This window comes from Salinisphaera japonica YTM-1 (assembly GCF_003788585.1).
In the GTDB taxonomy this organism is placed as follows: domain Bacteria; phylum Pseudomonadota; class Gammaproteobacteria; order Nevskiales; family Salinisphaeraceae; genus Salinisphaera; species Salinisphaera japonica.
In genome coordinates this window covers 17771-42159 of sequence record NZ_AYKG01000028.1, presented here as the reverse complement: position 1 = coordinate 42159, position 24389 = coordinate 17771, and the positions used below count along the sequence as shown (strand labels likewise).

The window sequence follows — 24389 nt, the reverse complement described above, 5'->3', positions numbered from 1 at the left end:
CCTCGTCTTGCCGCAAAACAGCGCTTGGCGCGGGCTCGCATGAAACGGCAACAGGCCCTAGTTACGTCGTAGCCCGTGCAGTGCTACTTTCGGATAACTGTTTCATACGACAGCATTCGAGGCATCTCCATGCAAAAGCGCACCCTGGGCCGTACGGATCTGGAAACCGCGCCGCTGATCTTCGGCGGCAATGTTTTTGGCTGGACGCTAAACGAAAAAGAAAGTTTCGACATGATCGATGCCTGGCTGGACGCCGGCTTCAACATGATCGACACGGCCGATGTGTACTCGAAATGGGCCGAGGGGCATACGGGCGGGGAATCCGAGGCCGTGCTGGGGCGTTATTTCGCCGCGCGCGGTAATCGCGATCGCATCACGCTGGCCAGCAAGGTCGGCATGGAGATGCCCGAGGCCGGGCGCGGGCTGTCGCGCGACTGGATCACGCGCGAGGTCGAGGCCTCGCTCAAGCGGCTGAATACGGATTACCTGGATCTGTATTTCGCGCATACCGACGATCAGAACACGCCGCTTGACGAAACCATGGCTGCCTTTGATCGGCTCGTCCAAGACGGCAAGGTGCGCTATCTGGGTGCTTCGAACTACGACGGATCGCGGCTCATGTCGGCGCTGGGCTCGGCGCGTGATCTGGAGGTGCCGCGCTACGACGTGCTCCAGCCGCATTACAACCTCTACGACCGCCACGACTTCGAGGATGATCTGGCCGAGATCTGTCGTGAGCACGAGCTGGGCGTCACGCCGTACTTTGCCCTGGCCAGCGGGTTTCTGACCGGCAAGTACAAGAAACACGCGGGTATCGCCGGCACGGCTCGCGAGCCGTTCCTGGGCGATTATTTCGATGACCGGGGCATGGCGATTCTCGACGCCCTCGACGAGGTCGCAAATAGCCACGACACCACGCCGGCCGCCGTCGCACTGGCCTGGCTGATGACACGTCCGACCGTCACGGCGCCCATCGTCTCGGCGACATCCAACAATCAGCTCAATCAGCTGATCGCCGCGACCACGTTGGAGCTGGACGACACGGCCATGACACGTCTGGACGAAGCCAGCCGGGGATGAACCCGATGCCTCGGCATCTGTCGAACCCGCCGACACTATCGCAACAAGACCACGATTCATGACCGATTTCACGAGCCGTTTTTCGTACCTGGACGCTGTTGGCTTCGGCGGCGCGCCGCTGGGCGATATGTTCAAGACCATCAGCCAGGCCGATGCCGCGGCCACGCTGCAAGCCGCCTGGGACGGGGGCATTCGGTACTATGACACCGCACCGCACTACGGCGCCGGCCTGTCGGAGCAGCGTTTCGGCCATTTCCTGGCCGACAAGCCGCGCGACGAATACGTGCTTTCGAGCAAGGTCGGTCGGGTGCTGGAGCCGGCCGCCGAACCGGGCGTGGCGCCCCCGTTCGTCAACGGCCTGTATTTCAAGCGCCGGGTGGACTATGGCTATGAAGCCGCGCTGCAAAGCGTGCACGACAGCCTGCAGCGCCTGGGCACCGGCCACCTGGATATCGTCTATATCCACGATATCGCGCCCGATCATCTCGGTGATGAATGGACTCAGCAGTTCGAGATCGCGATGCAGGGTGCCGCCCGTGCATTGACCGAGTTGCGTGACGCCGGCCACATCGGTGCCTGGGGTCTGGGCGTCAATCGTATCGAGCCGTGCCTGCGCGCTCTGGATGAAGCCGATCCGGATGTCTTCCTGCTGGCCACACAATACGATCTGCTCAACCCGGCCGGCTCGGAGACCCTGTTTCCCAAATGCCGCGAGCGGGGCGTGGGCATCGTCGCGGGCTCACCGTTCGGCTCGGGGCTGTTGGCCGGCGGGGATCATTATCACTACAACACGCCCACGGACGAGATCACGGCGCGTCGTGATCAGATGGCCGCGGTCTGTAAACGCTATGGCGTGGATCTGAAAGCCGCGGCGCTGCAGTTCACCGCGTTTCATCCGGCTGTTTCGTCGATCATTCCCGGGGCCAGCCGCCCGAGTCGGATTGAGGATAATCGAGCGTTGATGGCCGAGACGATTCCCGTGGATGTCTGGGCCGAGTTCAAGGCCCAGGGGCTGTTGCCGGAATCGGCGGTGGTGCCCGAGTAATCGGGTAAGCCCGAATGGGCGTGTCGAAATACGTCTGTCGGCCGCGCTATAGTGCGATGCACCCAGCTTGTTTCGAGTGATCTATGCCGCCGCGCCTGTTTCGTAACGCCCTGAGCCTGTCATTGGCCGTGCCGCTCTGGGCCGGCCTGGCGACCGGGGCGGTCGCCAAGGACAACACGGCCGAGATCGATAGCCGGGCCCTGGACTCCACGGCCGCCAGCACGACCCGGCAGGCATTGGCCGACGACGTGCCCGTCGTGGCCGACAATGCGATGGTCGTCACGGCCCAGCATCTGGCGACCCGCGTTGGCCTGGGCGTGCTGAAGGATGGCGGCAACGCTGTGGATGCGGCGGTGGCCGTGGGCTATGCCCTGGCGGTGGTGCATCCGTGCTGCGGCAATATCGGCGGCGGCGGCTTCATGGTGGTGCATCTGGCCAAGACCAAAGAGGCGCCCGCGAAGGATCTGTTCCTGGATTTTCGGGAAAAAGCGCCCGCCGCGGCTACGCCCACGCTGTTTCAGAACGAGGACGGCGAGGTGGTCGACGGCCTGAGCACGGACTCGTATCGGGCCGTGGGCGTGCCGGGCACCGTGATGGGCCTGGAGACCGCGCGCAAACGCTTGGGCACGATGTCGCGCAAGCGGTTGATGACGCCGGCGATCCATCTCGCCGAAAACGGGTACACGCTACAGACCGGCGATATCAATATTCTGAAGACGCGTACCCAGGATTTCGCCGACCAGTCCAACGTGGCCGATATCTTCTTGCAAGACGGTGCGCCCTACGCCGCGGGCGACACGCTCAAGCAGCCCGAGCTGGCCACAAGCCTGAAGGCGATCGCCAGGAAAGGCACGGATGCGTTCTACAAGGGCCATATCGCCGACGAACTGGTCGCGGCGAGCCACGCCCACGACGGCATTCTCACCCGGGCCGATCTGGCCAACTACACCGCCGAATGGCGGGCGCCGATCCGCTGTGACTATGACGGCAAAACCGTCGTATCAGCGCCGCCGCCCAGCTCTGGCGGTACCGCGATCTGCGAGATTCTGGGCATCGTCGATCCGCTGCCGCTGGCCGATTGGGGTTATGCCTCCGCCAGGACATCGCACTATCTGATCGAGGCCGAGCGGCGTACGTTTGCCGACCGCAACACTTATCTGGGCGACCCGGACTTCGTCGACAACCCGGTCGATGCGCTGCTGGCCGATACGCATCTGGACAAGCGCCGTGCATCGATCGATGCCGAGGCAGCCACCCCGTCGTCGGATATTCAGGCCAGCCTCGGCCCCGACGAGGGCACCCACACCACGCACTACTCGATCGTGGATTCGGCCGGTAACGCCGTGGGCGTGACCTATACGATCAATTACCTGTTCGGCAATGGCAAGATCGCCGGCGATACCGGGTTTTTCCTCAACAACGAGATGAACGATTTCACCGCCAAGCCGGGCGTGCCCAATGCCTTTGGCCTGGTGCAGGGCAAGGCCAATCAGGTCGAGGGCGGTAAGCGGCCGTTATCCTCGATGTCGCCCTCGATGCTGCTAGACGACGACGGCGACGTGTTCATGGTCACCGGCAGCCCGGGCGGCTCGACCATCATCTCCACCACGCTGGAGTCGATGATCAACGTACTGGATTTCGACATGAACATACAACAGGCCGTGAATGCGCCGCGCCTTCATAACCAATGGCTGCCGGACGTCACGCGCGTGGAAACCGGCTATCTCACCCCCGACACGCGTAAAGCGCTCGAAGCCATGGGGCATTCCTTCAAGGAAAGCGATTCCTGGGGCGCGGATGAAGCGGTTCTTGTGGATCCCGCCACGGGCAAGCGCCACGGCGCCAACGATCGACGCCGGCCGGCGGGTTTGGCCGAAGGCTTCTGAGCCGAAACCGGCCGCCGGACCCTGCGGCCGGGCCCATTACCACATCAGATCATCGGGCACTTCGTAGCCGGCATAGGGATCGTCGGGATCAGTCTCGGGCGGGGTGTCCTCGACCATGCATACTCGATCGGGGATACGCTCGATCAGCCGTTCGGCGATACGACGCTCGACCAAAAAGACCTGTTCGCCGCGGGCCACGATCGCCAGCCGGCCGTTAGCCAGCTGTGTGCGCTGATTACGGCTGACCGGTAGGCGCCGAATCCGCCCGCCCATCGTGTAGCTATAGGGCGGGTCGGCTTCGGGGGCCGGCTCACGCGCGACGCGATGCCGGTCGATGAGCTGCTCGGCCGCGGCTTTTTCCTCGCGCGCGGCACGCTCGGCGTTGGCCTTCTCGGATTGGGCCTTGTCCTGCGCGCGCTTGGCCTGGGCCGCCTCGGCGGCCTCGCGGGCGATCTGCTCCTGCTCAGTTGGACCTGTATTGGCGCCGCTCTTGTTCTTTTTCTTGCGCGTGTTCTTGCTCTTTTTGTCCTGAACGGCCTTGCGAGCCTGTTTCTTGTTAGCGAGGCCGCTGTTGAGCAGCTGGTCTTGAAGTGACTGTCCCATGAGGCAGGCAATCCACGGTTTGAAGCAATAGTGCTAGTTTAAAGGCTGTGCGACAGGCAAGGGATAGCGTTCGATCAATCGATCGCGCCGCCCTCGCTGTCGAGGCTGCATTCCGCGCTCGCGGGATCGGCATCACACCGAATCTTTTTCAGTAGTCGCTGCATGCGGTGGTTGTACCAGCCGTCATCCCAGAGTTGCTCGCGTACGCTACGGAATAACCGGTTGTAGGCGCTTTGTTGCTCGTCGGAAATCGTGACCCAGTATTCTTCTGGCACGGCGTTTTCTGCGCCGCGCGCTTGTTGGGCGGCCGGCTCGAACAGGTTATTGGCCACCCACGTCCGGGATTTCTGGCCAAAACCGTCGGCAAAGCGATCCTTGCGAATCAGTATCTGGTTCGACAGCATGCCGAGCGGAAACTGAGCAATGCCACCGTTGTTATTCACGCCTTCATAAAGCTCGAGCGGTTTGAATGCCAGGGCTGGCGCATAAGCGATAGAGACGCTGCCGCTGGTGAACATGGGGCCAAAAGACGTCGTGCTGGCCGGCACCGGTGACAAACCGGCCTGATCGGCCAGGGTCACGGCTTGCTTGTCGTAATTGAGTACGGCCACGCGCTTGCCGGCCAGATGATCGAGATCCGTGAGGTCGTCTCGATCACGGGCCAGCAGATACGAGCGGCCCAAGGGCGTTACGCCGGCCACTTCGTAGTCGTCTTGTTGCATGTATTTGGCCGCCTTCGGGGCCGAAATGGCATCGATGGCTTCTTTTTCTTCCGCGTAGCTTTTCACGCCGCCCACCATATCCAGGCTGCCGGCAAAACGGACGAAGCGAATCGTGCGCAGGCCCGTGAGGATCGCCATATCGCATTGTCCGGCACGAAAATCGCCGGCGGCGACGGATTCGTCGGCATAAACACGTGTTTCGACCTCATAGCCCCAATCAGCGACCTGTGCCACATAAGGCTGGAACAGATCGTATAACGGGCCCGCCTTGCCGGTGGGGTCGAAGATACAGGCCACGCGCGTATTGGCGCCGGATGTCTTGGCCGTAGCGCTCGTGTTCGAGTCAGCCTGCGCCTGGGCCACTACGGGCGCGGCAAATACCGATAAACCAAGAGCTATAAGAGAAATAACACGCATGTCCGTCAACCTTTCGATGAGCGCTCGCGAAATGATGGCGACGCCGCGACCTTTATCAAACCACAAACAGCCGCCAATGGCATGTTCGGGCCAGGCCGTCCGCGCATCGGCGTGAAAAACGAGGCGGTGGCACACAGATGCCTCGTGCGATAAAAGACACGCCGAGCGGTGCTTGATTCGTATCAAAGCGATGCTATCTAGTAACGATAGGATCGCATTTCGCATTTCGCGCGATCATCGTTCCACCACGGGCACGATTATGAACTTCATCAAGACAACCGTTTTATTGGCCGGTCTGACCGTTCTGCTGGTGCTGGTCGGCGGTGCGCTGGGCGGCCGGGCCGGCATGTTGATCGCTTTTGTGTTCGCGGCACTCATGAACTTGGGCAGCTACTGGTTTTCGGATCGCATGGTGCTGAAGATGCACGGGGCCAAAGAGGCCACGCCAGCTGAGGCGCCCGAGCTGTATAACCTGGTGCGCGAACTGGCTCAGAACGCCCAGCTGCCCATGCCCAAGGTCTACGTGATGGAATCGGATACGCCAAACGCGTTCGCGACCGGGCGTAGCCCCTCGCACGCGGCCGTAGCCGCGACCACCGGGCTGATGCGCCTAATGAATCGCGACGAGCTGCGCGGGGTACTGGCGCACGAACTGGCCCATGTGCGGCATCGCGATACCTTGATCAGCGCCGTGGCGGCCACGTTTGCCGGCGCCATCGCCATGATCGCGAATATGGCGCAGTGGACGATGCTGTTCGGCGGGTTTCGTGGCAACGACGAGGATGGAGAAGGCCCGGGCATGCTGGGCGGGATTGCCATGATGATACTGGCCCCGATTGCCGCCACGCTGATTCAGATGGCGGTCTCGCGGGCGCGCGAGTACAGCGCCGACAAGGGCGGGGCAGAAATCGCCGGCAGCCCGATGGGTCTGGCCAACGCCTTGCGCAAGCTGGAGTCGGCCAATCAGAAACAGCCGATGGAAAGTGCGGCTCGTAACCCGGGCACCGCGCATCTGTTTATCGTGAACCCGCTATCGGGTCTGAATATCGGCAAGATGTTTTCGACTCATCCGCCGACGGCCGAGCGGATCCAGCGTCTTGAGGCGATGCACGGCCAAGCTCGGATGTAGCACATCGCCCAGTGCGGCGTCTGTGAAAGCCCCGAGCCATCATTGGCTCGGGGCTTTTTTATGGGGATTGGCGTCGGACTACTGGCCCGAGATATAAGATTCGAGCTGTTCGATCATGAACTGCTTCTTTTCGATGATGGCCTTGACCAGATCGCCGATGGATACCAGCCCGACGACCCGGCCCTCATCCATGACCGGCAGATGACGAAAGCGCTTGTCAGTCATCAGCGCCAGGCATTCCTCGACTTCCTTCGAGGGCGCGACATAGGCCACGCGCGTGGTCATCACGTCGCGTACCGCGGTATCACGTGAGGCCTTGTTGGCCAGTATCAGCTTGCGGGCATAATCGCGCTCGGACAGCAAACCCACCAGATGCTTGTCATCCATGACCAGCACCGCGCCGATGTTCTTGTCGGCCATCAGTTGCAATGCGTCGTAAACGGAATCGTCTGGCGAGACGCTCCAGATATCGCGTGGCTTGTCACGCAGCAGGTCGTTGATTGTGGTCATCTCTCCTCTCGTCACGCGTGATCGCGTGTTGTTGTATTTCGAGAGAAAGAGTAGCGCGGCCGTGGCCGGCCGCGCCAACGTCCTGGCTTATTGCGGCGTTTCGGTACGCACCGGCGCCGAGTCGTCGGTAACGGGGGCCGTGTTGAAGGTCTTCTTGTCGACCTTGCCTTGCAGCTCGTCCTGCATTTCCTCGGGCACGAGATTCTGCGCCCGCCAGCTCACGCCGAACAGGGTGGACTTGTTGTCGTGCGAAAAGCCGTAGACCGGGCCCACGACGTCCTGCATGTTGCCGGTCTTGGCGTCGTAGAACGACACCAGAAACTTGGCGACACCGGTACGACGCGCCTTCTTGTAGGCCGCCAGCTCGGGCGTGGATACCGTGCCGGTCAGCGGAATCGGGATCGGAATGCTGGGTATGCCGAATAGCGTGTCCGACTGGTTGATTGACAGCGCGCCGGTACTGATGCGGGCGATGGTGTCGGCCTGATCGACCGAGCCCACGATCTTGTAACCCTCGTCCAGCAGCCGTGACTGAATGCTGGACATGGCATAGCCGGTGCGATATTCGCCGTCGGCCAGGAAATCCGTGGTGTCGACGAAGATCGCGTTACCGCGCGGCACATTCGGCGTGATCTGTGCGCTGGCGTAATCGGCGGCACTCGACATGACGAGCTGCTGTCGCGCGGTCTGGGTGGGTTGGGTCTCGCGCACCGTGGTACAGCCGGCGGCGGCAACGGCGACAAGCGCGAGTGCGGTGCACTGTTTGAACATGGGCAGACATGAAAGAAAGCGAGTGGGACCGGCCATGCTAGCAGATGCCTTGCCCGCGATTGACTCGGGCACAAGCGCGCACGAGCGCACAAAAAAAGCCGGCACCCCGAAAGATGCCGGCCTGTTTCACGCTGCCGCGCCCGATGGCCTGACCTCATGGCCAGGTCATCGGGCTGGTATCGTCAGCCCTTCGCACGCTCCGCCACTTTCTTGATGGCGTCGTTGAGCGTGGGGCTCGGGCGCATGATCTGGCTCACGCGCTCGTCGTCGGGGTAATAATAGCCGTGCAGGTCTTCCGGCTCGCCCTGGGCGTCGTTAAGTTCCTGCAGGATCTTGTCTTCGTTGGCTTCCAGCGTATCGGCCAGTTCGCCGAAGATCTCGGACAGCTCGCTGTCCTGGTCCTGATCGGCCAACGCGCGGGCCCAGTACATGGCCAGATAGAAATGGCTGCCGCGATTATCAATCTCGCCGACCTTGCGCGAGGGCGATTTGTTCTCGGTCAGGAACTGGCTGTTGGCCTTGTCCAGCGCATCGGCCATGGCCTGGGCACGCGGGTTGTCGTAGGTCTTGGCCAGATGCTCCAGCGAGGCCGCCAGGGCCAGGAATTCACCGAGCGAATCCCAGCGCAGATGGCCTTCGCGCTGCAGCTGACGGACATGCTTGGGCGCGGAGCCGCCGGCCCCGGTTTCGAACAGGCCGCCGCCGGCCATGAGCGGGACGATCGAGAGCATCTTGGCACTGGTGCCCAGCTCCATGATCGGGAACAGATCGGTGAGATAATCACGCAGCACGTTGCCGGTGACCGAAATCGTGTCCTTGCCGGCACGTGCACGCGCCAGCGCGTGCTTGATCGCGGCCACCGGCTCCATGATCTGGATATCCAGGCCGTCGGTGTCGTGATCGGCAAGATACTTGTTGACCTTGTCGATGATCTCGCTGTCGTGGCCGCGTTTCTTGTCCAGCCAGAACACGGCCGGCATGCCGGAATCGCGGGCACGCGCCACGGCCAGCTTGACCCAGTCGGCGATGGCGGCATCGCGGGTCACGCACATGCGCCAGATGTCCTCGCGCGCCACGTTGTGCTCGAACACCACGTCACCGGCGGTGTCGGTGACCTGGATCACGCCGCGGCCCGGGGCCTGGAAGGTCTTGTCGTGCGAACCGTATTCTTCGGCCTTCTGGGCCATGAGGCCGACGTTGGGCACGGTGCCCATCGTGGTGGGGTCCAGCGCGCCGTTGTCGCGGCAGTCGTCGACCATGGCCTTGTAAATGCCGGCATAACAGCGGTCGGGGATCAGCGCCTTGGCGGCGTGCTGATTGTCGTCAGCGCCCCACATGGTGCCTGAATCCCGAATCATAGCCGGCATGGAGGCATCGATGATGATGTCGTTGGGCCAGTGCAGGCAGGACACGCCGCGATGCGAATCCACCATCGCCAGCGGGGCGGATTCGTTGTTTACACGGGCTATGTCGGCCTCGATGGCAGCCAGCTTGTCGTCGGGTAGCGACTGGATGTTCTTGTATAGATCACCCAGGCCCGAGCGCGGATCAAAACCGACCTCGTCGAGCGTCTCGCCGTGGGCGTCGAGAACTTCCTTGTAGTACTCACAGACCACCCAGCCGAACATGATGGGGTCGGAGACCTTCATCATCGTGGCTTTCAGGTGCACCGAGAACAGCAGATCCTTTTCCTTGGCGTCGGCGATCTCCTTGCGCACGAAATCCCGAAACGGCTCGGCGTGCATGACCGCGGCGTCGATGACGTCGCCGGCCTGTACCTTGACGCCCTGCTTGAGCACCGCGGTTTCGGCGGCATCGCCGAAGTAGGTGACCGTGAGCTCGGCATCGTCCTCGAAGGTGTGCGAGTCCTCGGTCTGATAATAGTCACCGGCGTTCATGTGGGTGACTTCGGCACGGTTGTCCGCGTGCCACTCGCCCATGCTGTGGGGGTATTTGCGGGCATAGGCCTTGACCGAGGCCGGAGCGCGCCGATCCGAGTTGCCCTGGCGCAATACCGGGTTCACGGCACTGCCCTTGACTTTTTCATAGCGCGAGGCGATTTCTTTTTCCTCGTCGCTCTGCGGGTCTTCGGGATAATCGGGCAGGTCATAGCCCTGATGCTGCAGCTCGCCGATGGCTTCCTTGAGCTGCGGCGTGGAGGCACTGATGTTCGGCAGTTTGATGATGTTGGCCGAGGCCTTGCCCGTCATCTCGCCGAGCTCGGCCAGATGATCGTCGACCGCCTGATCATCGGAGAGATAGTCCGGGAAATGCGCGATGATACGCGCCGCTAGCGAGATATCTCGTGTCTCGACCCGGATGCCGGCCGAATCGGTATAGGCATCGATGATCGGCAACAACGAACGTGTCGCCAGAGCGGGCGCTTCATCGGTAAGCGTATAGATAATCTTCGGCGTATCAGACACGGGCGTCTCGACCTCGCTGGAGCAAATGATTCAACCCAATTTTAGATTGGGATGGTGACAGGTTTTCGCAAGCCGCGGCACACGAGTGTCGAACAAAGTGCTGTCATTTCGTAACGCAGCAAGCACGACGATGATGCCGTTTCAGCCACCACAAGTCTGATTATTCTAAAACGCGCGCTTTTCTCAAAGACGAGGCGCTCACGTCGGCGCCACTTCGGGCTCGGCGGGCACCGTAACCATCGCCTGCGCCAGGGCATCTCCCAGCCATGCCGCGACAGCTTGATGCACATCGGTGCGTGTCGCGCCCTGGCGAAGCTGAACCTCATAGACGCCGCCGGTCGGAAAATCCAGACCGAGCGGGGCGACAAGCCGTCCGCGTTGCAACAAATCGAACACCAGTGGCTCGCGACCCATGGCAATACCATAGCCCTGGGCCGCCGCTTCGAGCGTCAGGTTGGAATCGGCCAATCGTTCGCGCCGGCGGGAAAGCTCGAGCGGTTCGGCTAGCGCCGCGCGCCAGAGACGCCATTCGTCGATCTGTGCCTGGTTGACGAGAATACGGCCTTCGGCGAGCGCGCGGCGCATTTGATTTTCGGTGGTGGCAACGGCCGGGCTACAGACCGGAAACCCGCGTTCTATGAACAATCGGTTCGACGGGCCGCTCGGGCGGCGGGCGTGATAGCGGATCGCGATATCGATGCCATCACCGGCCAGATCCAGCCAGCGATCAGTCGTGACGAGCCGTAGCGAGAGATCATCAAAGGCGGCTTCGAACTCGGCCAGGCGCGGTACCAGCCACAGGCTGGCCAGTACCGGCGACAGCGTAAGCGACATGCTGCGGCGCGTGGCCGGCTCGAACAACTGTTGCGTGGCGCGTTCGATGTCGGCGAACGGCCCGCCAAGCCGTTCGGCATAACGTGCGCCCAGGGCGGTCGGGCGAATACCCCGGCGCAGGCGCTCGATCAACGGGGCATCGAGCTGGCGCTCCAGCGTGCGCAGCTGATGGCTGACCGCCGACTCGGTGCGATGCAGGCGCTCAGCCGCCTCGCGAATACTGCCTGCATCCACAACGGTAACGAATACGTGCAGCGCCTGGAGCGATGGCGTTGTTCGGCTCACCCGCACAGCCCCAAACAGTGTCGAGGCCAGACCTCGAATTTTTCAGCGTGTGACATGGCGATCGCGCCTTCAGTGTATATCGCCCGTCGGCGGCTGCCGGCGGTGTTTTCGATTCTGTCATATTCCGCTTGGATCGCCGTCATGAAACCGCTCGCCCGACAGGCGCCGGTGGCCGTGCTCTTGCTACGTGTCTTCGCGCCGTTCACGACCGTTTATATGCTGTCTGAAATGCTGCGTAACGTTGGCGGCGTGGCGGCGCCGGCCCTACGTGAGTCGTTGTCTCTATCGGCCGGCGAGCTGGGTCTTTTGAGCGGCGTTTTCATGGTCGCCATCGCGGTGCTGCAGGTGCCGGTCGGCATACTGCTCGACCGGTTCGGCTCGCGGCGTGTCGTCAGTCTTTTCTTGTTGCTGGCAGCTGCCGGTACCGTCCTTTTCACGGCCCACAGCTATGCGCTCGTGTTGATGGGCCGAATGCTGACCGGCGCCGGCCTGGCTGCCTGCTGGGTTGGCGCTTACAAGGCCAATGCGCTGTGGTGGTCGCCGCAGCGGGCCACCCTGGTCAACGGCGCGCTGCTGGGTATCTCGGGGATCGGTGCGCTGGCGGCCACGCTGCCCACAGCCATTGCTCTGGATTACATGAGCTGGCGTACGCTGTTTCGTGGTATCGCCTGCATCATTGCCGTAATGGCCGTGTTGGTGTGGTGGCTCGTACCCGATCATCCGGACGAATGCGCCCACGACGATGAGCCAGCCAGTGCACAACCCCGGCTATCGGCCGTGTTCGCCGAGCCGCTGTTCTGGAAGGTCGCGCCCGTGGTGCTGCTGTGTGAGGGCGTCTGGATGGGGTATCAGGGGCTCTGGGCCGGTGTCTGGCTGCGCCAGGTCAACGACATGGGCGACACACTGGCCGCCACGCATCTGATGTGGCTGGCCGTTGCCGTGATCGTGGGCCAGCTCGGCCTCGGCGCCTTCGCTGATCAGCTCACCCGGCGCAGCCTGCGCCTGGATCACGTCATGGCAGCGATCGTGGCTGTTTTCGTGGCGGCCCAGGCCGGCATCGTCTTTGCGCCGGCCTGGCTCGTGGGTCCGCTGTGGGTGGTTTTCGGCCTGGCGACCGCAGGCTCGGTGATGGCTTATGCACGAATCGCTCAGGTGTTGCCCGGTCGGCTCATGGGGCGGGCGATCGCGCTGTTGAACATGTGTGGGGCGGGTGCGGCGTTTGCTATCCAGAACGGTGTGGGCTGGTTCGTGGGGCTGTGGCCGGCCGGGGCCGACGGTACGCCGCCGGATACGGCCTACCAACTGGCGCTCGGCGGATTAGTCTGTGCCCAGTTCATTGCGCTTGCTTGGATGATCGTGCCGGTTCGGCGCGGACTGCCGGCTGCTGTCGTCGAGGGCTCATGAGCCGGCCACAGGCGTACCGCGTTCTTCGATGAAGGCACGATAATCGCGCCGCACGCATTCGGCATAGGTGAAGGCAAAGTCGGCGACGACGTTCTTGAAGGCTTCGCGGTCGGCGCCGATACGGGCTGTGACCGCACGATGAAAATAACCGGGATCATCCGGGCGTAGGCTGGCCGCGCCGCGGATATGTTCGCGTGCCAGGATACGGCCCCACTGGGTGGTAAGCGCTCGATAATCCTTGAACCCGTTGATCTTGTGGGTCGGGAAATCTTTCTTGTACGGCGAGCGCCGGCGTACCGAGAACCAGTTATCGCCGAGCGACAGCCAGCCCAGATAGCCGTCCGGATGCTGCGACAGCGCATAAAAGGCCTCGAAGTGACGATGCGCTTCGTGCTTGAACGCTTCGCGCCAGCGGCGTTTTTCGCGCGTCGTCATGCAGTCATAGGCCGGCGGGCGGGTCTGCTGTTTGATATCCAGCAGCACGTAGGTATCGATATCGTCGTCCATGGACTCGACCAGCGCATAGAAACGATCCAGGCCGAGTGAACCGGTACCGGCATTCAGCCGGCGTGCGACATCCAGCACTCGAAAATTGGCCCGCTGATGCTCGCCGGCCTCATGCAGCGTGGCGGGGTATTCCTTCTCCAGAGCCTTGACGATCTGACTGCGCTGGGCCGCTGATACGCCGCCGAGCTTGTCGGACTCGAGATCGAAGACCGGCCCGCCGTTGGCGTCCTCGACCAGCCACTTGCCCAGTTGTCGCGACACGCCGCGTTTGTCTTCGACCTTCTTCATGAAGCGGGACAGCGGCTTTTCCTCGTAGGCCACGTGAATATCGTCGGGCGAAGCGCCCTCGGCGGTCTGTGCCAGCGTGTCCAGATAGCTGGTCAGGAAATGACGGATCGCGCGTTTGGTCTTGGCCGGCGACAGATCCGCATTTTCCTCGGCGTCGAGCACCATCGAGGCGGTGTGTCGCCAGAGGTCGTACTGATAATCCGCAATCACGGCATCGTCGAAATCGTCCATGCCGTAGTGCATGCCCTGGCGATCATCGCCGTAAGCGCCGTGGTTGTAGACGTGAGCATCGCCCTGCAGCCAGGTCTGGGAGTCGAGCAGGCCGCCGAACAGATACGAACGCCAGTCGTTCCAGACATCGGCCCAGAACAGATGATTGGTGCCACGAAAGAAACGATACGGTGAGCGCGACATCTTGGCGTACTTGCGGGCCCGGTCGATATCGGACAGTGACGCATTGGCGTTATCGATCGCGTCGATCACGATCTGGCGGCGGCTGGCACGCCGAAATTTAAAAGTCATCGAGCAGGCCGGGTTCCGGGAGCAGCGTTCGACTCTACGCAATCAGATAAAGCAGAACCACCGCGCCTGCTCGACGACACGGCCTAAGACTTTAGTATTAGAATGTGGGGCCGGTTATCATGGAACCGGTTTCGTCCGGTGGCCCACGGTGGGCATCGACGGCGTCTTCTCATTCGCGCGGAGTGTCCATGCCCAGTCGTTTGCTACAGATTCTGGTGTTCATCGCACTGGCAACCGGCGGTTTTGCCATCGGCACCACCGAGTTCGGCACCATGAGTCTGTTGCCGTTGATTCAGGATGCCATGGGCATTGATGCCGCCACGGCCAGCCACATCATCAGTGCTTATGCGCTGGGCGTGGTGATCGGCGCGCCGGTGATCACCGTCATGGCCGCGCGTGTCTCGCGCAAGCCTTTGTTGATCGGCCTGATGGTGGTCTTTGCGCTGGGCAACGGTCTGTCCGCGCTGGCGCCGTCCTATGGCTGGCTGATGTTGTTCCGGTTCATCAGCGGGCTGCCGCACGGGGCGTATTTCGGCCTGGCCTCGTTGGTCGCGGCCTCTATCGTCAAGCCGCATCGGCGCACCCAGGCCGTGGGTTACGTCATGCTGGGCCTTACCGTGGCCACGATTCTCGGCGTGCCGGCGGCGACGTGGCTGGCGAGCCTGCTGGACTGGCGCGCGGGTTACTGGGCGGTCACGGCCATTGCCGCGGCTGCGTGTCTGTTGATTCTGATCTTTGCCCCTTATCAGGGCGCGCAGAGTGATGCCCATCCGCTGCGCGAGCTGTCCGCGCTGGCCCGGCCGGACGTATGGCTGACGCTGTCGATCGGAGCCGTCGGCTTTGGCGGCGTGTTTGCGGTCTATACGTACCTGACGACCACGCTGGCCGAGGTGACGGGCATGTCCACGGCCCTCGTGCCGATCGTGCTGGGTGTGTTTGGCCTGGGGATGACCGTGGGCAACATGGTCGTGCCGCGCTTTGCCGATCGTGCCCAGATGCCCACCGCCGGGGTGATGCTCGTCTGGTCGTTCCTGGCGCTGCTGGCGTTTCCGCTGGCCAGTCACAACGCGGTCGCCGTGACGATCGATGTGTTTCTGATCGGCATCAGCGTGGCGTTGGCCGCGATTCTTCAGACCCGGCTGATGGACGTGGCCGGGGATGCCCAGAATCTGGCCGCAGCGATGAACCATGTCGCCTTCAACGCCGCCAATGCGCTGGGCCCGCTGTGTGCCGGCATGGTGATCGCCTACGGCCACGGCGCCGAAACGGCCGGCTACGTGGGGGCGGGGCTTTCTCTGGCCGGGTTGGTGATGTGGGCCATCACCTGGGCGTTCGAGCGCCGCGGCATGAATGCCGCCACCGCCTAGACGATTGGTGTTTATCCGCGCAAGGCGCACCATAACGCCTCACGCATCTGGATAATTGATCGCTCATGGACAATATTGTCTCGATTCAAAGCCACGTGGCCTATGGCTATGTCGGCAACCGGGCGGCTGTGTTTCCGCTGCAGCGTCTGGGCTATGACGTCACCGCGATCAATACCGTGCAGTTTTCCAACCACACCGGTTACGGGCAGTTCACGGGCGAGGTGTTTTCGCCCGAGCACGTGGCTGATGTCTTTGCCGGCATGGCCGAGCTGACCGGGCTTGCCGGCGTGCGCGCTCTGTTGACCGGTTATATGGGCGATCAGCGCAGCGGCGAGGTCATGCTCGATGCGCTGGCGCGTATTCGCCAGGCCCGCCCGGGCGCGCTGTATTGCTGTGACCCGGTGATGGGCGATACCGGGCGCGGGTTTTTCGTGCGTGAGGGCATTCCCGAGTGGATGCGCGAGCTCAGCGTGCCGGCAGCGGATATCGTCACGCCCAACCAGTTCGAGCTGTCCTGGCTGGCCGGGCGCGAGATCACCACGCGCGCGGACGCGCTCGCCGCGGCCGCGGATCTGCGCGCGCTGGGCCCGCGTGTGGTTCTGATGACCAGCATGGCCGTTGAAGACACGGCAGCGGATCGGATCGCCATGCTGGTCGATACCGCCCAGGGCAGCTGGCGTGTGTCCACGCCGCGAATCGACTTCGCGACGGCTCCCAACGGTGCCGGAGACTTCACCACGGCCGTGTTTCTCGCCGGCTGCCTGGCCGATGGCCTTGGCGAAGATGGCCCGGCGCGGGCGCTGGCCCGCACGGCGGCGGCGGTCGAGATCCTGTTTGCGGCCACCCGGGATGCCGGCACGCGCGAGCTGGCACTCATCCCGGCCCAAGACGAGATCACAGCCGCGCTGCGCGGACCCGTGCCGGCGCATATTGAGATCGAGCGATTGCGTTAGGGCTGCTCAGAGCGCCTGTGCCGGGCCGAGCCCGAAGCGCGCCAGGGTCTCGACGAGTAGCGTGCACTCGGCCGGCTCACCCGTGGTCAGCGTGATGCCGGTCGGTGCCTGGGCCGGCCAGGACTGGCCGGTGGTTAGTGCCTGACAGCGACGGGCGATGCCTTCGGTGCCGTCGATGAATCGCAGCTGCCGCGGGGCCGTCTCAACCAGGGCATCGCGCACGAGCGGGAAATGCGTGCAGGCCAGCACGATCGTGTCCAGCCGATCGCCGCCGGGCTGAGCCAACAACGCGTTGATCGCGGCTCGCGGCGCATCGCCGTCTCCGGGTGCGCCGCGTAGCCGTGCCTCGGCATAATCAACCAGCGCGGGCGCGCCGTGGCGCAGCACGAGCCGATCAGCGGCGAAGGCCGCGCTCAGGCGATCGACATAGGCCTGGCGCACCGTCGCGGCCGTGCCCAGCACGCCGATCACGCCGGTTTGTGTCATGCAGGCGGCGGGTTTGATGGCCGGCACGGTGCCCACGATCGGGACCTGAAGCGCTTCGCGCACGGCCGCCAGCGCCACGGTCGAGGCCGTGTTACAGGCCATGACGATCAAGCGTGGGCGATAACGCTCGGCCAGGCGGCCCAGAAGCGCGGGCACGCGAGCCAGTAATGTGGCCTCTGCCTGTTGGCCATAGGGATAAGCCGCCCGATCCATGGCATAAACCAGCGGCGCCTGTGGCAGCGCAGCGCGAATACCCTGCAATACCGACAGACCGCCCACGCCGGAGTCGAACACGATGATCGGGGCATCGCGATCGACGAGCAAAGCCTCAGCAGGGGGCGACACGGGCGCAGCATCAGACATGCCGCCCAGTCTAGCTTCAGCGGGCGTGTTCGGGCAGGGAATAACGCCGGTCGGCCTTGCCGGCCTTGACCACCTGGCCGGGGGTGTCGTGGCCGATGAGCGCGGGCAGGGTGGCGCTTGCGGCGATGAGCCTATCCAGATTACAGCCGGTGGCGATGCCCATGCACTCGAACATGTGTACCAGATCCTCGGTACAGATATTGCCCGAGGCCCCCGGCGCGTAGGGGCAGCCGCCCAACCCGCCGAGCGCGGCATCAAAGCGCATCACGCCGACCTGCCAGGCCGCCAACGCGTTAGCCAGGCCCATGCCGCGGGTATCGTGGGGGTGCAGGGTGAGTTGCAGCCCCGGGTGGCGCTCGCCCACGGCTTCACAAAGCGCGGCGACCTGTAGCGGGTTGGCCATGCCGGTGGTGTCACAGAGCGTGACCCCGTCGATGCCCAGATCGGCAATCGCGGCCACGATTTCCAGCACGCGCTCAGCGGGCACCGGGCCTTGGAACGGGCAGCCAAACGCCGTGGAGATCGAGGCGTTCAGGCGCGTGCTGTGGCCGGCCATGTCCACCATATCGGCAAAACGGGCCAGCGACTGCTCGGCGGTCATGCGCAGATTGGCACGCCCATGTGAATCCGAGGCCGACATGACGAAGTTGAGCTCGTCGGTACCGACGTCTAGGGCGCGTTCCACGCCTTTTTCATTCGGAATGAGGGCGACGTAATCGATGCCCGAGACGCGTGTGATGCCGCTCATGACCTCGCCGGCGTCCGCCAGGTTGGGGATGGCCTTGGGCGAGGTGAACGAGGTGGCCTCGATCTTGGCCAGGCCGGTGGCCGACAGTGCATCGATCAGCGCGATCTTGTCGGGCGTGGGGATCCAGGTCGGCTCGATCTGGAAGCCGTCACGGGCGGTTACATCGTTGATAGTGACACGTTGTGCGCTCATGCCTCATCTCCGGCGTCTTCTAGCAGGCCGCGCTCGGCCATCGCGTCCTGGGTGGCGCGATCGATACCCAGCTCGTCGAGTACGGCGCGGGTATGCGCGCCCAGCTGTGGGCCGCCGCCGCCGATGCGCCCCGGCGTGCGTGACAGGCGCGGCAGCACGCCCGGTACTTTCAGATCGCGGCCCTCGGGGGTCGTGATCTGCTGGATCATCTCGCGCGCGGCGTAGTGCGGGTCGGCCACGATATCGGCGGCGTTGTACGGGTGGCCCGAGGGCACGCGGGCGGCTTCGAGTGCGGCCAGCACGTCCTCGCGGGTGTGCTGGGCCGTCCACTCGCCGATCGCGGCATCGATTTCGGCCGCGCGGGTGTTGCGCCCGTCGTTGTGGGCCAGCTCGGGGTCCTCGCCCAGATCGTCGCGGCCGATGACGTTCATCAAGCGCTTGAAGATCGAGTCGCCGTTGCCGGCGATCAGCACCTCGCGCCCGTCGGCGCAGCGATAGGCGTTGGAGGGCGTGATGCCGGGCAGCGCCGAGCCGCCGGGCTCGCGGATCACGTCGGCGGCGTCGTACTCGGGAATGAGCGACTCCATCATCGCGAACACCGACTCATAGAGCGCGACATCGATATACTGGCCTTTGCCCGAGGTGTGACGTTCTTGCAAGGCCAGCAGGGCGCCGATCACGCCGTAAAGTGCGGCCAGCGAATCGCCTAGCGACACGCCCACACGCACGGTCGATTCGCCCGGCTGGCCGGTGAGATACCGAATCCCGCCCATGGCCTCACCGATCACGCCAAAGCCCGGCCGATCGCGATAGGGCCCGGTCTGGCCGTAGCCGGAGATACGCACCATGATCAGTCGCGGGTTGAGTGCGGAGAGCACCTCCCAGCCCAGGCCCCATTTCTCGAGCCGGCCGGGCGAGAAGTTCTCGATGACGATATCGGCCTCGGCGACCAGGCGCTTGACGATATCCTGGCCTTCGGCCGATTTCAGATCGAGTGCCACCGAGCGCTTGTTGCGTGTCTGGACATGCCACCACAGCGACGTGCCGTCACGCATCACGCGCCAACGCCGCAGCGGATCGCCCGTGCCGACGGGCTCGATCTTGACGACATCGGCGCCGAACTCGCCAAACATCTTGGCCGCGAACGGCCCGGCGATCAGCTGGCCGAGTTCCAGTACCTTCAGCCCGGCCAAAGCCTGGGGCGCATCCTGCAAAGTAGAACCGCTCATGACGAACTCGATGGAGGCGATATCTGCACGCTAAGACGCCGTGCAGCGTGTCGCAATCAATAAACGGACAAGACAGCGTTCGTCGTTTGGAAAGGCTTGGCGTTGGGTTCTTCAAGGCAATCCGCCGATGGACGCAGATGAACGCTGATGGCGGATGGGCGCCGAGGCGTAGTGGCTTTTGTGGGCGCCGTCGTTTATCGGGGCCTGGTTCTTTTAGGGCTATCCGCAGATTTCACAGATTACGCAGATTGTGGACGCGCACGAGGGGCGATAGATGATGTGGGCGCTACGGCTTTTATCGGCTCCGTTCTTTAAGGCAATCCGCCGATGGACGCAGAAATACGCTGATGGCGGATGGGCGCAGAGGCGTAGCGGCCGTTGTGGGCGCCGTCGTTTATCGGGGCCTTGTTCTTTCAGGGCTATCCGCAGATTTCACAGATTACGCAGATCGCGGACGTGCACGAGTTGTCGAAAGATGACGCGGGCGTTACGGCTTTTATCGGCTTCGTTCTTTAAGGCAATCCGCCGATGCACGCAGAAATACACAGATGGCGGATGGGCCCAGAGACGTAGGGCCTTTGCGGGCGCCACCGTTTATCGGGGCCCGGTTCTTTGAAAGCGTGTGGTCAGGCTTTTAATAGCGAGATAGGCGCGACCGTGTCTTGCGACGGAGTCATCAATAAAGGTGGCGCCAACCACTCGTTGCCTCGCAAAACCCGTTCGCCATCCGCGTTCATCCGCGGACAGTGCGAAGCAAACGAAGCTCGAAAAACCGATAGCGCCCCGTATCCGAAATGGCGCAAGGCCTATTCGCAATCTGTGTAATCTGCGGATAGCTTGAAAGAACGAAGCCAACAAAGCGGTTGCGCCCCGTGCGTGTAACGCCTCGCGGCCAGCCCGCCATCGGCGTTCATCGGCGGATAGTCTTGAACGAACGAAGCCCAGCAAACCAACAGCGCCGCGAACCTGCAACGCCTCAAAACGCATCCGCAATCTGCGCAATCTGTGAAATCTGCGGATAGTTTTAAAGAACAGCGCCCCATACTCGGAGGCGCCTAGAACGTACTTGTGTCTCGTGACACAACCGCCATCTGTGTTCATCGGCGCCCATCGGCGGATTGTCTTGAAGAACGAAGCCTAAGACCCACCCGCACGCAAGTGAGCGACCATTTCGCGGGCCAGGACGGGCAGGGCGTCCATGTCGCGTACGGCGATGCGCAGGTCGCGGCGGGCCCAGGCGTCGGTCAGCGGGATACGCGCCAGGCCCAACGGGTGGAGATGCCCGGTCACGGCGGCTTCGGGCAATACGCCGATGCCAAGACGAGACGCGATCATGCGACAGATGCCCTCGAAGCTGCGCACCTGAATACGCATGCGCAGGCGTCGATCCGCGGATTCCGCAGCGGCGGCGATCAGCCGATGCAACGAGGTGTCTTGTTGCAGGCCAACGAAATCCTCGTCGATGGCTTCGACGAGTGCGACCTCATCCAGTGCGGCCAGGCGATGATCGGCCGGGGTGACCAGCACCAGCCGGTCGCTGCGCCAGTCGAAGGTCGCCAGTCCGTTGGCGGGCACGTGACCGGCGTAGAGCCCGATATCGGTCAAGCCATCGCGTACGGCGGCAATCACCTCGGTCGAGATCTTTTCTTCGAGATCGATCTTCACCTCCGGATGGGCGCGCGCAAACGCGGCCAGCTCGGCGGGCAGGAACTCGATGATCGCCGAGGTATTGGCATGCAGCCGCACATGGCCACGTACCCCGCGGCTGTACTCGCTCAAATCCGCGCTCAAGCGTCCGGCGGCGTCGAGCAGGGTGCGGGCATGATGTAAAAGCGCATCCCCGGCCGGCGTGAGGGCAACCCCGCGGGCCTGGCGATAGAGCAGTTTCGTGTCCAGGCTGGCCTCGAGATCGCTGATGCGCTTGCTCACGGCGGCAAGGGCGGTGTGCTCACGCTCGGCGGCGGCGGTCAGGGCGCCGGTATCGGCGATGGCCACGAACAGCCGCAGGGTGACGAAATCGATACGTTTCATACGGTGAGCCGTCGGACGGTCGGCAACGTGGCGGTTTGATGATGCCAGATTGTCGCGTCAGCGTTCGTGAACCACGAAGGCAGCCTTGGCCATCGTCTGATTGTGGCGGCCCCGCGCCTCTGGGCATGCTCAAGCGATAACAAAATCACGGCGCACGTCGACCGTGATATCCGGCGCATCGGGCTCGATGCGTCTTGCGACAAGAGGAGTCGGTCATGAGTCGAAAGCCCGTGGGCAACGCGCCTCGGCGTGAGCCTATTCGTACGCGCTGGATCTGGGGCGTGTTCGCTGTTCTGTTCGTGTTGCTCAATCCCTGGTATTTCCCAGCAGGTTCAAGCCGCCTGGTTGGCGGCGTGCCGCTCTGGGCCTGGGTGATTCTGGCGGTATGCCTGGCATTGTCCGTGTTCCTGCATTTCGTGTGCGCGGTGTACTGGCAGACCGGGGATGAATCCGATGAATGATTCCGGCGTGGAGCTGGCGTTTGCCGGGGCATCAGGCATCACGGTGCTGGTGGCCTATGGTCTGTTGATGCTCGGCGTTGGCGTGATCACGTGGCTGGCCAATCGCGGCCTGCACCAGAGCGTGGATGAATACTATCTGGGCGGGCGCGGCCTCGGCGTGATGGTGTTGTTCTTCACCTTTTTTGCCACGCAGTACTCGGGCAACACGGTGGTGGGGTATCCGCCACAGGCCTATCGCGTGGGCTATGCCTATCTGGTGTCGATCCCGTTCTTCATCACCATCATTCTGGCCTATCTGGTCTTTGCCCCCCGGCTGTACACGCTGGGCCGGCGGTTGTCGCTGGTCACACCGGTGGACTGGATTCATCATCGCTTTCAGTCGCGGGCGCTGACGACCGTGGCCGCGATTTTGATGCTTTATGCGCTGGCCAATTACCTGCTCGAACAGTTCGTGGCGATCGGCCAGGGGGTGTCCGGTCTGACCGGCGGCACGATTCCCTACCAGGTCGGCGTCGTGTTTTTCATCGTGATCATGGTGGTCTACAGCTGGCTGGGCGGCATGCGTTCGGTGGCCTATACCGACACCATGCAAGGCATCGCACTCCTGTTCGGCGTGATCATGCTGCTGGTGGGCTCGTTGATGTATTTCGGCACCCCCGGTGACGCGGCCGCGATCATGGCGGCCAACACGCCGGAAAAACTGGCGCCACCCGACGGCCCGGGGCTGCTGCGCTGGCTGTCGTTGTTACTACTTGTAGGCGTGGGGGCCGCGGTCTATCCGCACGCCGTACAACGGATATTCTCGGCGCGCTCCGAGGCCACGTTGAAGCGCTCGTTCATTCGCATGGCCTATATGCCGTTTGCCACGGCCGGGGTGGTGTTCGTGGTGGGCATCATCGGTATCGCGGCGTTTCCGGGCCTGGATACGGCCGGCTCCGAGCAGCTGGTGGGGCGTATGGCCAGTGCGCTGGCCAACCAGAGCGCTATATTCTACTGGGCGATGGTGTTGTTGTTCGGCGGCGTGATCGCGGCGATCGTCTCCACCGCGGATTCGGTGTTGCTCACGTTCTGCTCGATCGTCTCGCACGATCTGTATGGGCGCTTCGTCAATCGTGATGCCGCGCAGTCGCGCCAGATCATGGTGGGCAAGCTGGTGGGGCTGGTGGCTGTCGTGGTGCTGGTGATCATCGCCTGGTATCCACCGGCCACGCTGTATCAGATCTTCGTGCTGAAGTTCGAGCTGCTCATCCAGGTGGCCCCGGCCCTGATGATCGGTCTGTACTGGACGCGCATGAGTCGGCGCGCCACCCTGGCCGGCATGGTGATCGGGGCCATCTTTGCCTCGGCGTTGACGCTGGCCGGCCTGCGCCCGCTTGGCCTGTTCAACGGTCTGTGGGGCTTTTTGCTCAACCTGGCGATCTGTGTCGGTGGCAGCCTGCTGTTACCGCCGAGTATGGCCGAGCAGAACCGCGCGCGTGAGCTGACGCACGTCTGATCGGCGGCGTGGCATGCAAAGACACAAGGGCGTGTCGTCATAGGATATGCCGGCGCGGGCAACCCGAATGGGCCGGTGGCCAAGCCCCGGCAATCCGGCGTTATCGCTCGTTCACGTGGAATAACCACGCCGCACGCGCGATGCCTTGTCTTGCCTCGGCTTGGCCGCCGGTGCGCCGGCTTATCCTATGACGACACGCCCTATGACCGGCGATCGCCCCGGTCGCAGCTTCATCCGATCCACCCGTTGATCGGGTGTCCGGCTATTCCGGATACCAGCTGATCGTCATGGCAAAGGTTTCGCGGTTGTGACAGCGGTCGTCCACCCGGAAACCGCGGCGCTGGAAGTGACGCTTGATCTTGTCGAGATCCTCGGCGTCGATGTTATCGCGCGACAAGAACGCCACCGTGTGTCCGCGATGTTTCTGCGAGGCATCGCGAATGGCTTCGTTGAGCGCCTCAACCGCCTCGGCCGGGCCTTCGCTGGCGGTCTGCATGTTGTTACGGGCCTGTTCGGCATCGATCGTGTGGGTCTGCATGACGGACTCCTGTATCCGCGTCGTTATCATCAGACGATGTCAAACATGGTGCGCGCGCCAACAGGCATCCAACAATTAGCCAAAAGGGTTACGTCGT

General features: G+C 63.2%; 21 protein-coding genes. 9 read left to right on the top strand and 12 right to left on the bottom strand.

Annotated features, from left to right (window positions below):
• The first annotated feature begins 129 nt into the window (after positions 1 to 129).
• From SAJA_RS09565 to ggt, 3 genes are all read left to right on the top strand, one after another.
• Positions 130 to 1080: an aldo/keto reductase gene (locus SAJA_RS09565; RefSeq protein WP_123658451.1), complete on the top strand. Its 951-nt coding sequence runs from the start codon at positions 130 to 132 to the stop codon at positions 1078 to 1080.
• 58 nt (positions 1081 to 1138) lie between these two features.
• Positions 1139 to 2125 carry an aldo/keto reductase gene (locus SAJA_RS09560; RefSeq protein WP_123658450.1) on the top strand — a complete coding sequence of 329 codons (987 nt, stop codon included), beginning with the start codon at positions 1139 to 1141 and terminating at the stop codon, positions 2123 to 2125.
• Positions 2126 to 2208: 83 nt separating this feature from the next.
• Positions 2209 to 4011, top strand: coding sequence for a gamma-glutamyltransferase (gene ggt / locus SAJA_RS09555; protein ID WP_123658449.1), 1803 nt, complete (start codon positions 2209 to 2211; stop codon positions 4009 to 4011).
• A gap of 36 nt (positions 4012 to 4047) precedes the next feature.
• Here the strand turns inward: ggt and SAJA_RS09550 are convergent, their stop codons facing one another.
• On the bottom strand, positions 4048 to 4614 hold the full coding sequence (locus SAJA_RS09550; protein WP_123658448.1) for a DUF2058 family protein: 567 nt from the start codon (positions 4612 to 4614) through the stop codon (positions 4048 to 4050).
• Positions 4615 to 4688: 74 nt separating this feature from the next.
• The gene (locus SAJA_RS09545; RefSeq protein WP_123658447.1) at positions 4689 to 5753 is read right to left on the bottom strand and encodes a putative solute-binding protein; all 1065 of its coding nucleotides are present in this window, start codon (positions 5751 to 5753) and stop codon (positions 4689 to 4691) included.
• A gap of 259 nt (positions 5754 to 6012) precedes the next feature.
• Between SAJA_RS09545 and htpX the strand changes: the two genes are divergently transcribed.
• Positions 6013 to 6882, top strand: coding sequence for a zinc metalloprotease HtpX (htpX, locus tag SAJA_RS09540; RefSeq protein WP_123658446.1), 870 nt, complete (start codon positions 6013 to 6015; stop codon positions 6880 to 6882).
• A gap of 78 nt (positions 6883 to 6960) precedes the next feature.
• Here htpX and SAJA_RS09535 read toward each other — a convergent pair whose 3' ends face one another.
• The 4 genes from SAJA_RS09535 to SAJA_RS09520 form a co-directional block, all read right to left on the bottom strand.
• Complete coding sequence (locus SAJA_RS09535) at positions 6961 to 7392, bottom strand: CBS domain-containing protein (protein ID WP_123658445.1); 432 nt, start codon at positions 7390 to 7392, stop codon at positions 6961 to 6963.
• 87 nt (positions 7393 to 7479) lie between these two features.
• On the bottom strand, positions 7480 to 8163 hold the full coding sequence (locus tag SAJA_RS09530) for a DUF6655 family protein (RefSeq protein WP_123658444.1): 684 nt from the start codon (positions 8161 to 8163) through the stop codon (positions 7480 to 7482).
• 182 nt (positions 8164 to 8345) lie between these two features.
• Positions 8346 to 10589, bottom strand: coding sequence for an NADP-dependent isocitrate dehydrogenase (locus SAJA_RS09525; RefSeq protein ID WP_123658443.1), 2244 nt, complete (start codon positions 10587 to 10589; stop codon positions 8346 to 8348).
• Between the two features lie 198 nt (positions 10590 to 10787).
• Positions 10788 to 11708, bottom strand: a complete 921-nt coding sequence (locus SAJA_RS09520; protein WP_184999835.1) for a LysR family transcriptional regulator — start codon at positions 11706 to 11708, stop codon at positions 10788 to 10790.
• A 141-nt stretch (positions 11709 to 11849) separates the two neighbouring features.
• Here SAJA_RS09520 and SAJA_RS09515 point away from each other — a divergent pair, with 141 nt between their 5' ends.
• Positions 11850 to 13112, top strand: coding sequence for an MFS transporter (locus tag SAJA_RS09515; protein ID WP_184999834.1), 1263 nt, complete (start codon positions 11850 to 11852; stop codon positions 13110 to 13112).
• Here the strand turns inward: SAJA_RS09515 and SAJA_RS09510 are convergent.
• Positions 13107 to 14429, bottom strand: coding sequence for a DUF2252 family protein (locus tag SAJA_RS09510; protein ID WP_123658440.1), 1323 nt, complete (start codon positions 14427 to 14429; stop codon positions 13107 to 13109). The two genes, SAJA_RS09515 and SAJA_RS09510, sit on opposite strands and share 6 nt — an antisense overlap.
• A gap of 188 nt (positions 14430 to 14617) precedes the next feature.
• Between SAJA_RS09510 and SAJA_RS09505 the strand changes: the two genes are divergently transcribed.
• Positions 14618 to 15796, top strand: coding sequence for an MFS transporter (locus SAJA_RS09505; RefSeq protein ID WP_123658439.1), 1179 nt, complete (start codon positions 14618 to 14620; stop codon positions 15794 to 15796).
• Between the two features lie 65 nt (positions 15797 to 15861).
• A complete protein-coding gene (pdxY, locus tag SAJA_RS09500; RefSeq protein WP_123658438.1) occupies positions 15862 to 16749 on the top strand; it encodes a pyridoxal kinase PdxY in 888 nt (295 codons plus the stop codon).
• A gap of 6 nt (positions 16750 to 16755) precedes the next feature.
• Here the strand turns inward: pdxY and murI are convergent, their stop codons facing one another.
• From murI to SAJA_RS09480, 4 genes are all read right to left on the bottom strand, one after another.
• Positions 16756 to 17559 carry a glutamate racemase gene (gene murI / locus SAJA_RS09495; RefSeq protein WP_342777547.1) on the bottom strand — a complete coding sequence of 268 codons (804 nt, stop codon included), beginning with the start codon at positions 17557 to 17559 and terminating at the stop codon, positions 16756 to 16758.
• Positions 17560 to 17614: 55 nt separating this feature from the next.
• On the bottom strand, positions 17615 to 18538 hold the full coding sequence (locus SAJA_RS09490) for a hydroxymethylglutaryl-CoA lyase (RefSeq protein ID WP_123658436.1): 924 nt from the start codon (positions 18536 to 18538) through the stop codon (positions 17615 to 17617).
• Positions 18535 to 19767, bottom strand: coding sequence for a CaiB/BaiF CoA transferase family protein (locus SAJA_RS09485; protein ID WP_123658435.1), 1233 nt, complete (start codon positions 19765 to 19767; stop codon positions 18535 to 18537). Before SAJA_RS09485 ends, SAJA_RS09490 begins: the two co-directional genes overlap by 4 nt.
• 1137 nt (positions 19768 to 20904) lie before the next feature.
• Positions 20905 to 21798: a LysR family transcriptional regulator gene (locus SAJA_RS09480; protein WP_123658434.1), complete on the bottom strand. Its 894-nt coding sequence runs from the start codon at positions 21796 to 21798 to the stop codon at positions 20905 to 20907.
• A 215-nt stretch (positions 21799 to 22013) separates the two neighbouring features.
• On the opposite strand from SAJA_RS09480, the gene SAJA_RS09475 reads away from it, so the two are divergent.
• Positions 22014 to 22259, top strand: a complete 246-nt coding sequence (locus SAJA_RS09475; RefSeq protein WP_123658433.1) for a hypothetical protein — start codon at positions 22014 to 22016, stop codon at positions 22257 to 22259.
• On the top strand, positions 22252 to 23754 hold the full coding sequence (locus SAJA_RS09470) for a sodium:solute symporter family protein (protein ID WP_123658432.1): 1503 nt from the start codon (positions 22252 to 22254) through the stop codon (positions 23752 to 23754). Before SAJA_RS09475 ends, SAJA_RS09470 begins: the two co-directional genes overlap by 8 nt.
• Before the next feature lie 262 nt (positions 23755 to 24016).
• On the opposite strand, the gene SAJA_RS09465 is transcribed toward SAJA_RS09470, so the two are convergent.
• On the bottom strand, positions 24017 to 24292 hold the full coding sequence (locus SAJA_RS09465) for a hypothetical protein (protein WP_123658431.1): 276 nt from the start codon (positions 24290 to 24292) through the stop codon (positions 24017 to 24019).
• Positions 24293 to 24389 lie beyond the last annotated feature (97 nt).

Coding starts and splice junctions, on each gene's coding strand:
- SAJA_RS09565 (WP_123658451.1), top strand. CDS start 130: ATGCAAAAGCGCACCCTGGGCCGTACGGATCTGGAAACCGCGCCGCTG.
- SAJA_RS09550 (WP_123658448.1), bottom strand. CDS start 4,614: ATGGGACAGTCACTTCAAGACCAGCTGCTCAACAGCGGCCTCGCTAAC.
- SAJA_RS09515 (WP_184999834.1), top strand. CDS start 11,850: ATGAAACCGCTCGCCCGACAGGCGCCGGTGGCCGTGCTCTTGCTACGT.
- SAJA_RS09480 (WP_123658434.1), bottom strand. CDS start 21,798: ATGAAACGTATCGATTTCGTCACCCTGCGGCTGTTCGTGGCCATCGCC.
- ggt (WP_123658449.1), top strand. CDS start 2,209: ATGCCGCCGCGCCTGTTTCGTAACGCCCTGAGCCTGTCATTGGCCGTG.
- SAJA_RS09475 (WP_123658433.1), top strand. CDS start 22,014: ATGAGTCGAAAGCCCGTGGGCAACGCGCCTCGGCGTGAGCCTATTCGT.
- SAJA_RS09465 (WP_123658431.1), bottom strand. CDS start 24,292: ATGCAGACCCACACGATCGATGCCGAACAGGCCCGTAACAACATGCAG.
- SAJA_RS09470 (WP_123658432.1), top strand. CDS start 22,252: ATGAATGATTCCGGCGTGGAGCTGGCGTTTGCCGGGGCATCAGGCATC.
- SAJA_RS09530 (WP_123658444.1), bottom strand. CDS start 8,163: ATGTTCAAACAGTGCACCGCACTCGCGCTTGTCGCCGTTGCCGCCGCC.
- SAJA_RS09490 (WP_123658436.1), bottom strand. CDS start 18,538: ATGAGCGCACAACGTGTCACTATCAACGATGTAACCGCCCGTGACGGC.
- SAJA_RS09485 (WP_123658435.1), bottom strand. CDS start 19,767: ATGAGCGGTTCTACTTTGCAGGATGCGCCCCAGGCTTTGGCCGGGCTG.
- SAJA_RS09560 (WP_123658450.1), top strand. CDS start 1,139: ATGACCGATTTCACGAGCCGTTTTTCGTACCTGGACGCTGTTGGCTTC.
- htpX (WP_123658446.1), top strand. CDS start 6,013: ATGAACTTCATCAAGACAACCGTTTTATTGGCCGGTCTGACCGTTCTG.
- pdxY (WP_123658438.1), top strand. CDS start 15,862: ATGGACAATATTGTCTCGATTCAAAGCCACGTGGCCTATGGCTATGTC.
- SAJA_RS09545 (WP_123658447.1), bottom strand. CDS start 5,753: ATGCGTGTTATTTCTCTTATAGCTCTTGGTTTATCGGTATTTGCCGCG.
- SAJA_RS09505 (WP_123658439.1), top strand. CDS start 14,618: ATGCCCAGTCGTTTGCTACAGATTCTGGTGTTCATCGCACTGGCAACC.
- SAJA_RS09535 (WP_123658445.1), bottom strand. CDS start 7,392: ATGACCACAATCAACGACCTGCTGCGTGACAAGCCACGCGATATCTGG.
- SAJA_RS09510 (WP_123658440.1), bottom strand. CDS start 14,429: ATGACTTTTAAATTTCGGCGTGCCAGCCGCCGCCAGATCGTGATCGAC.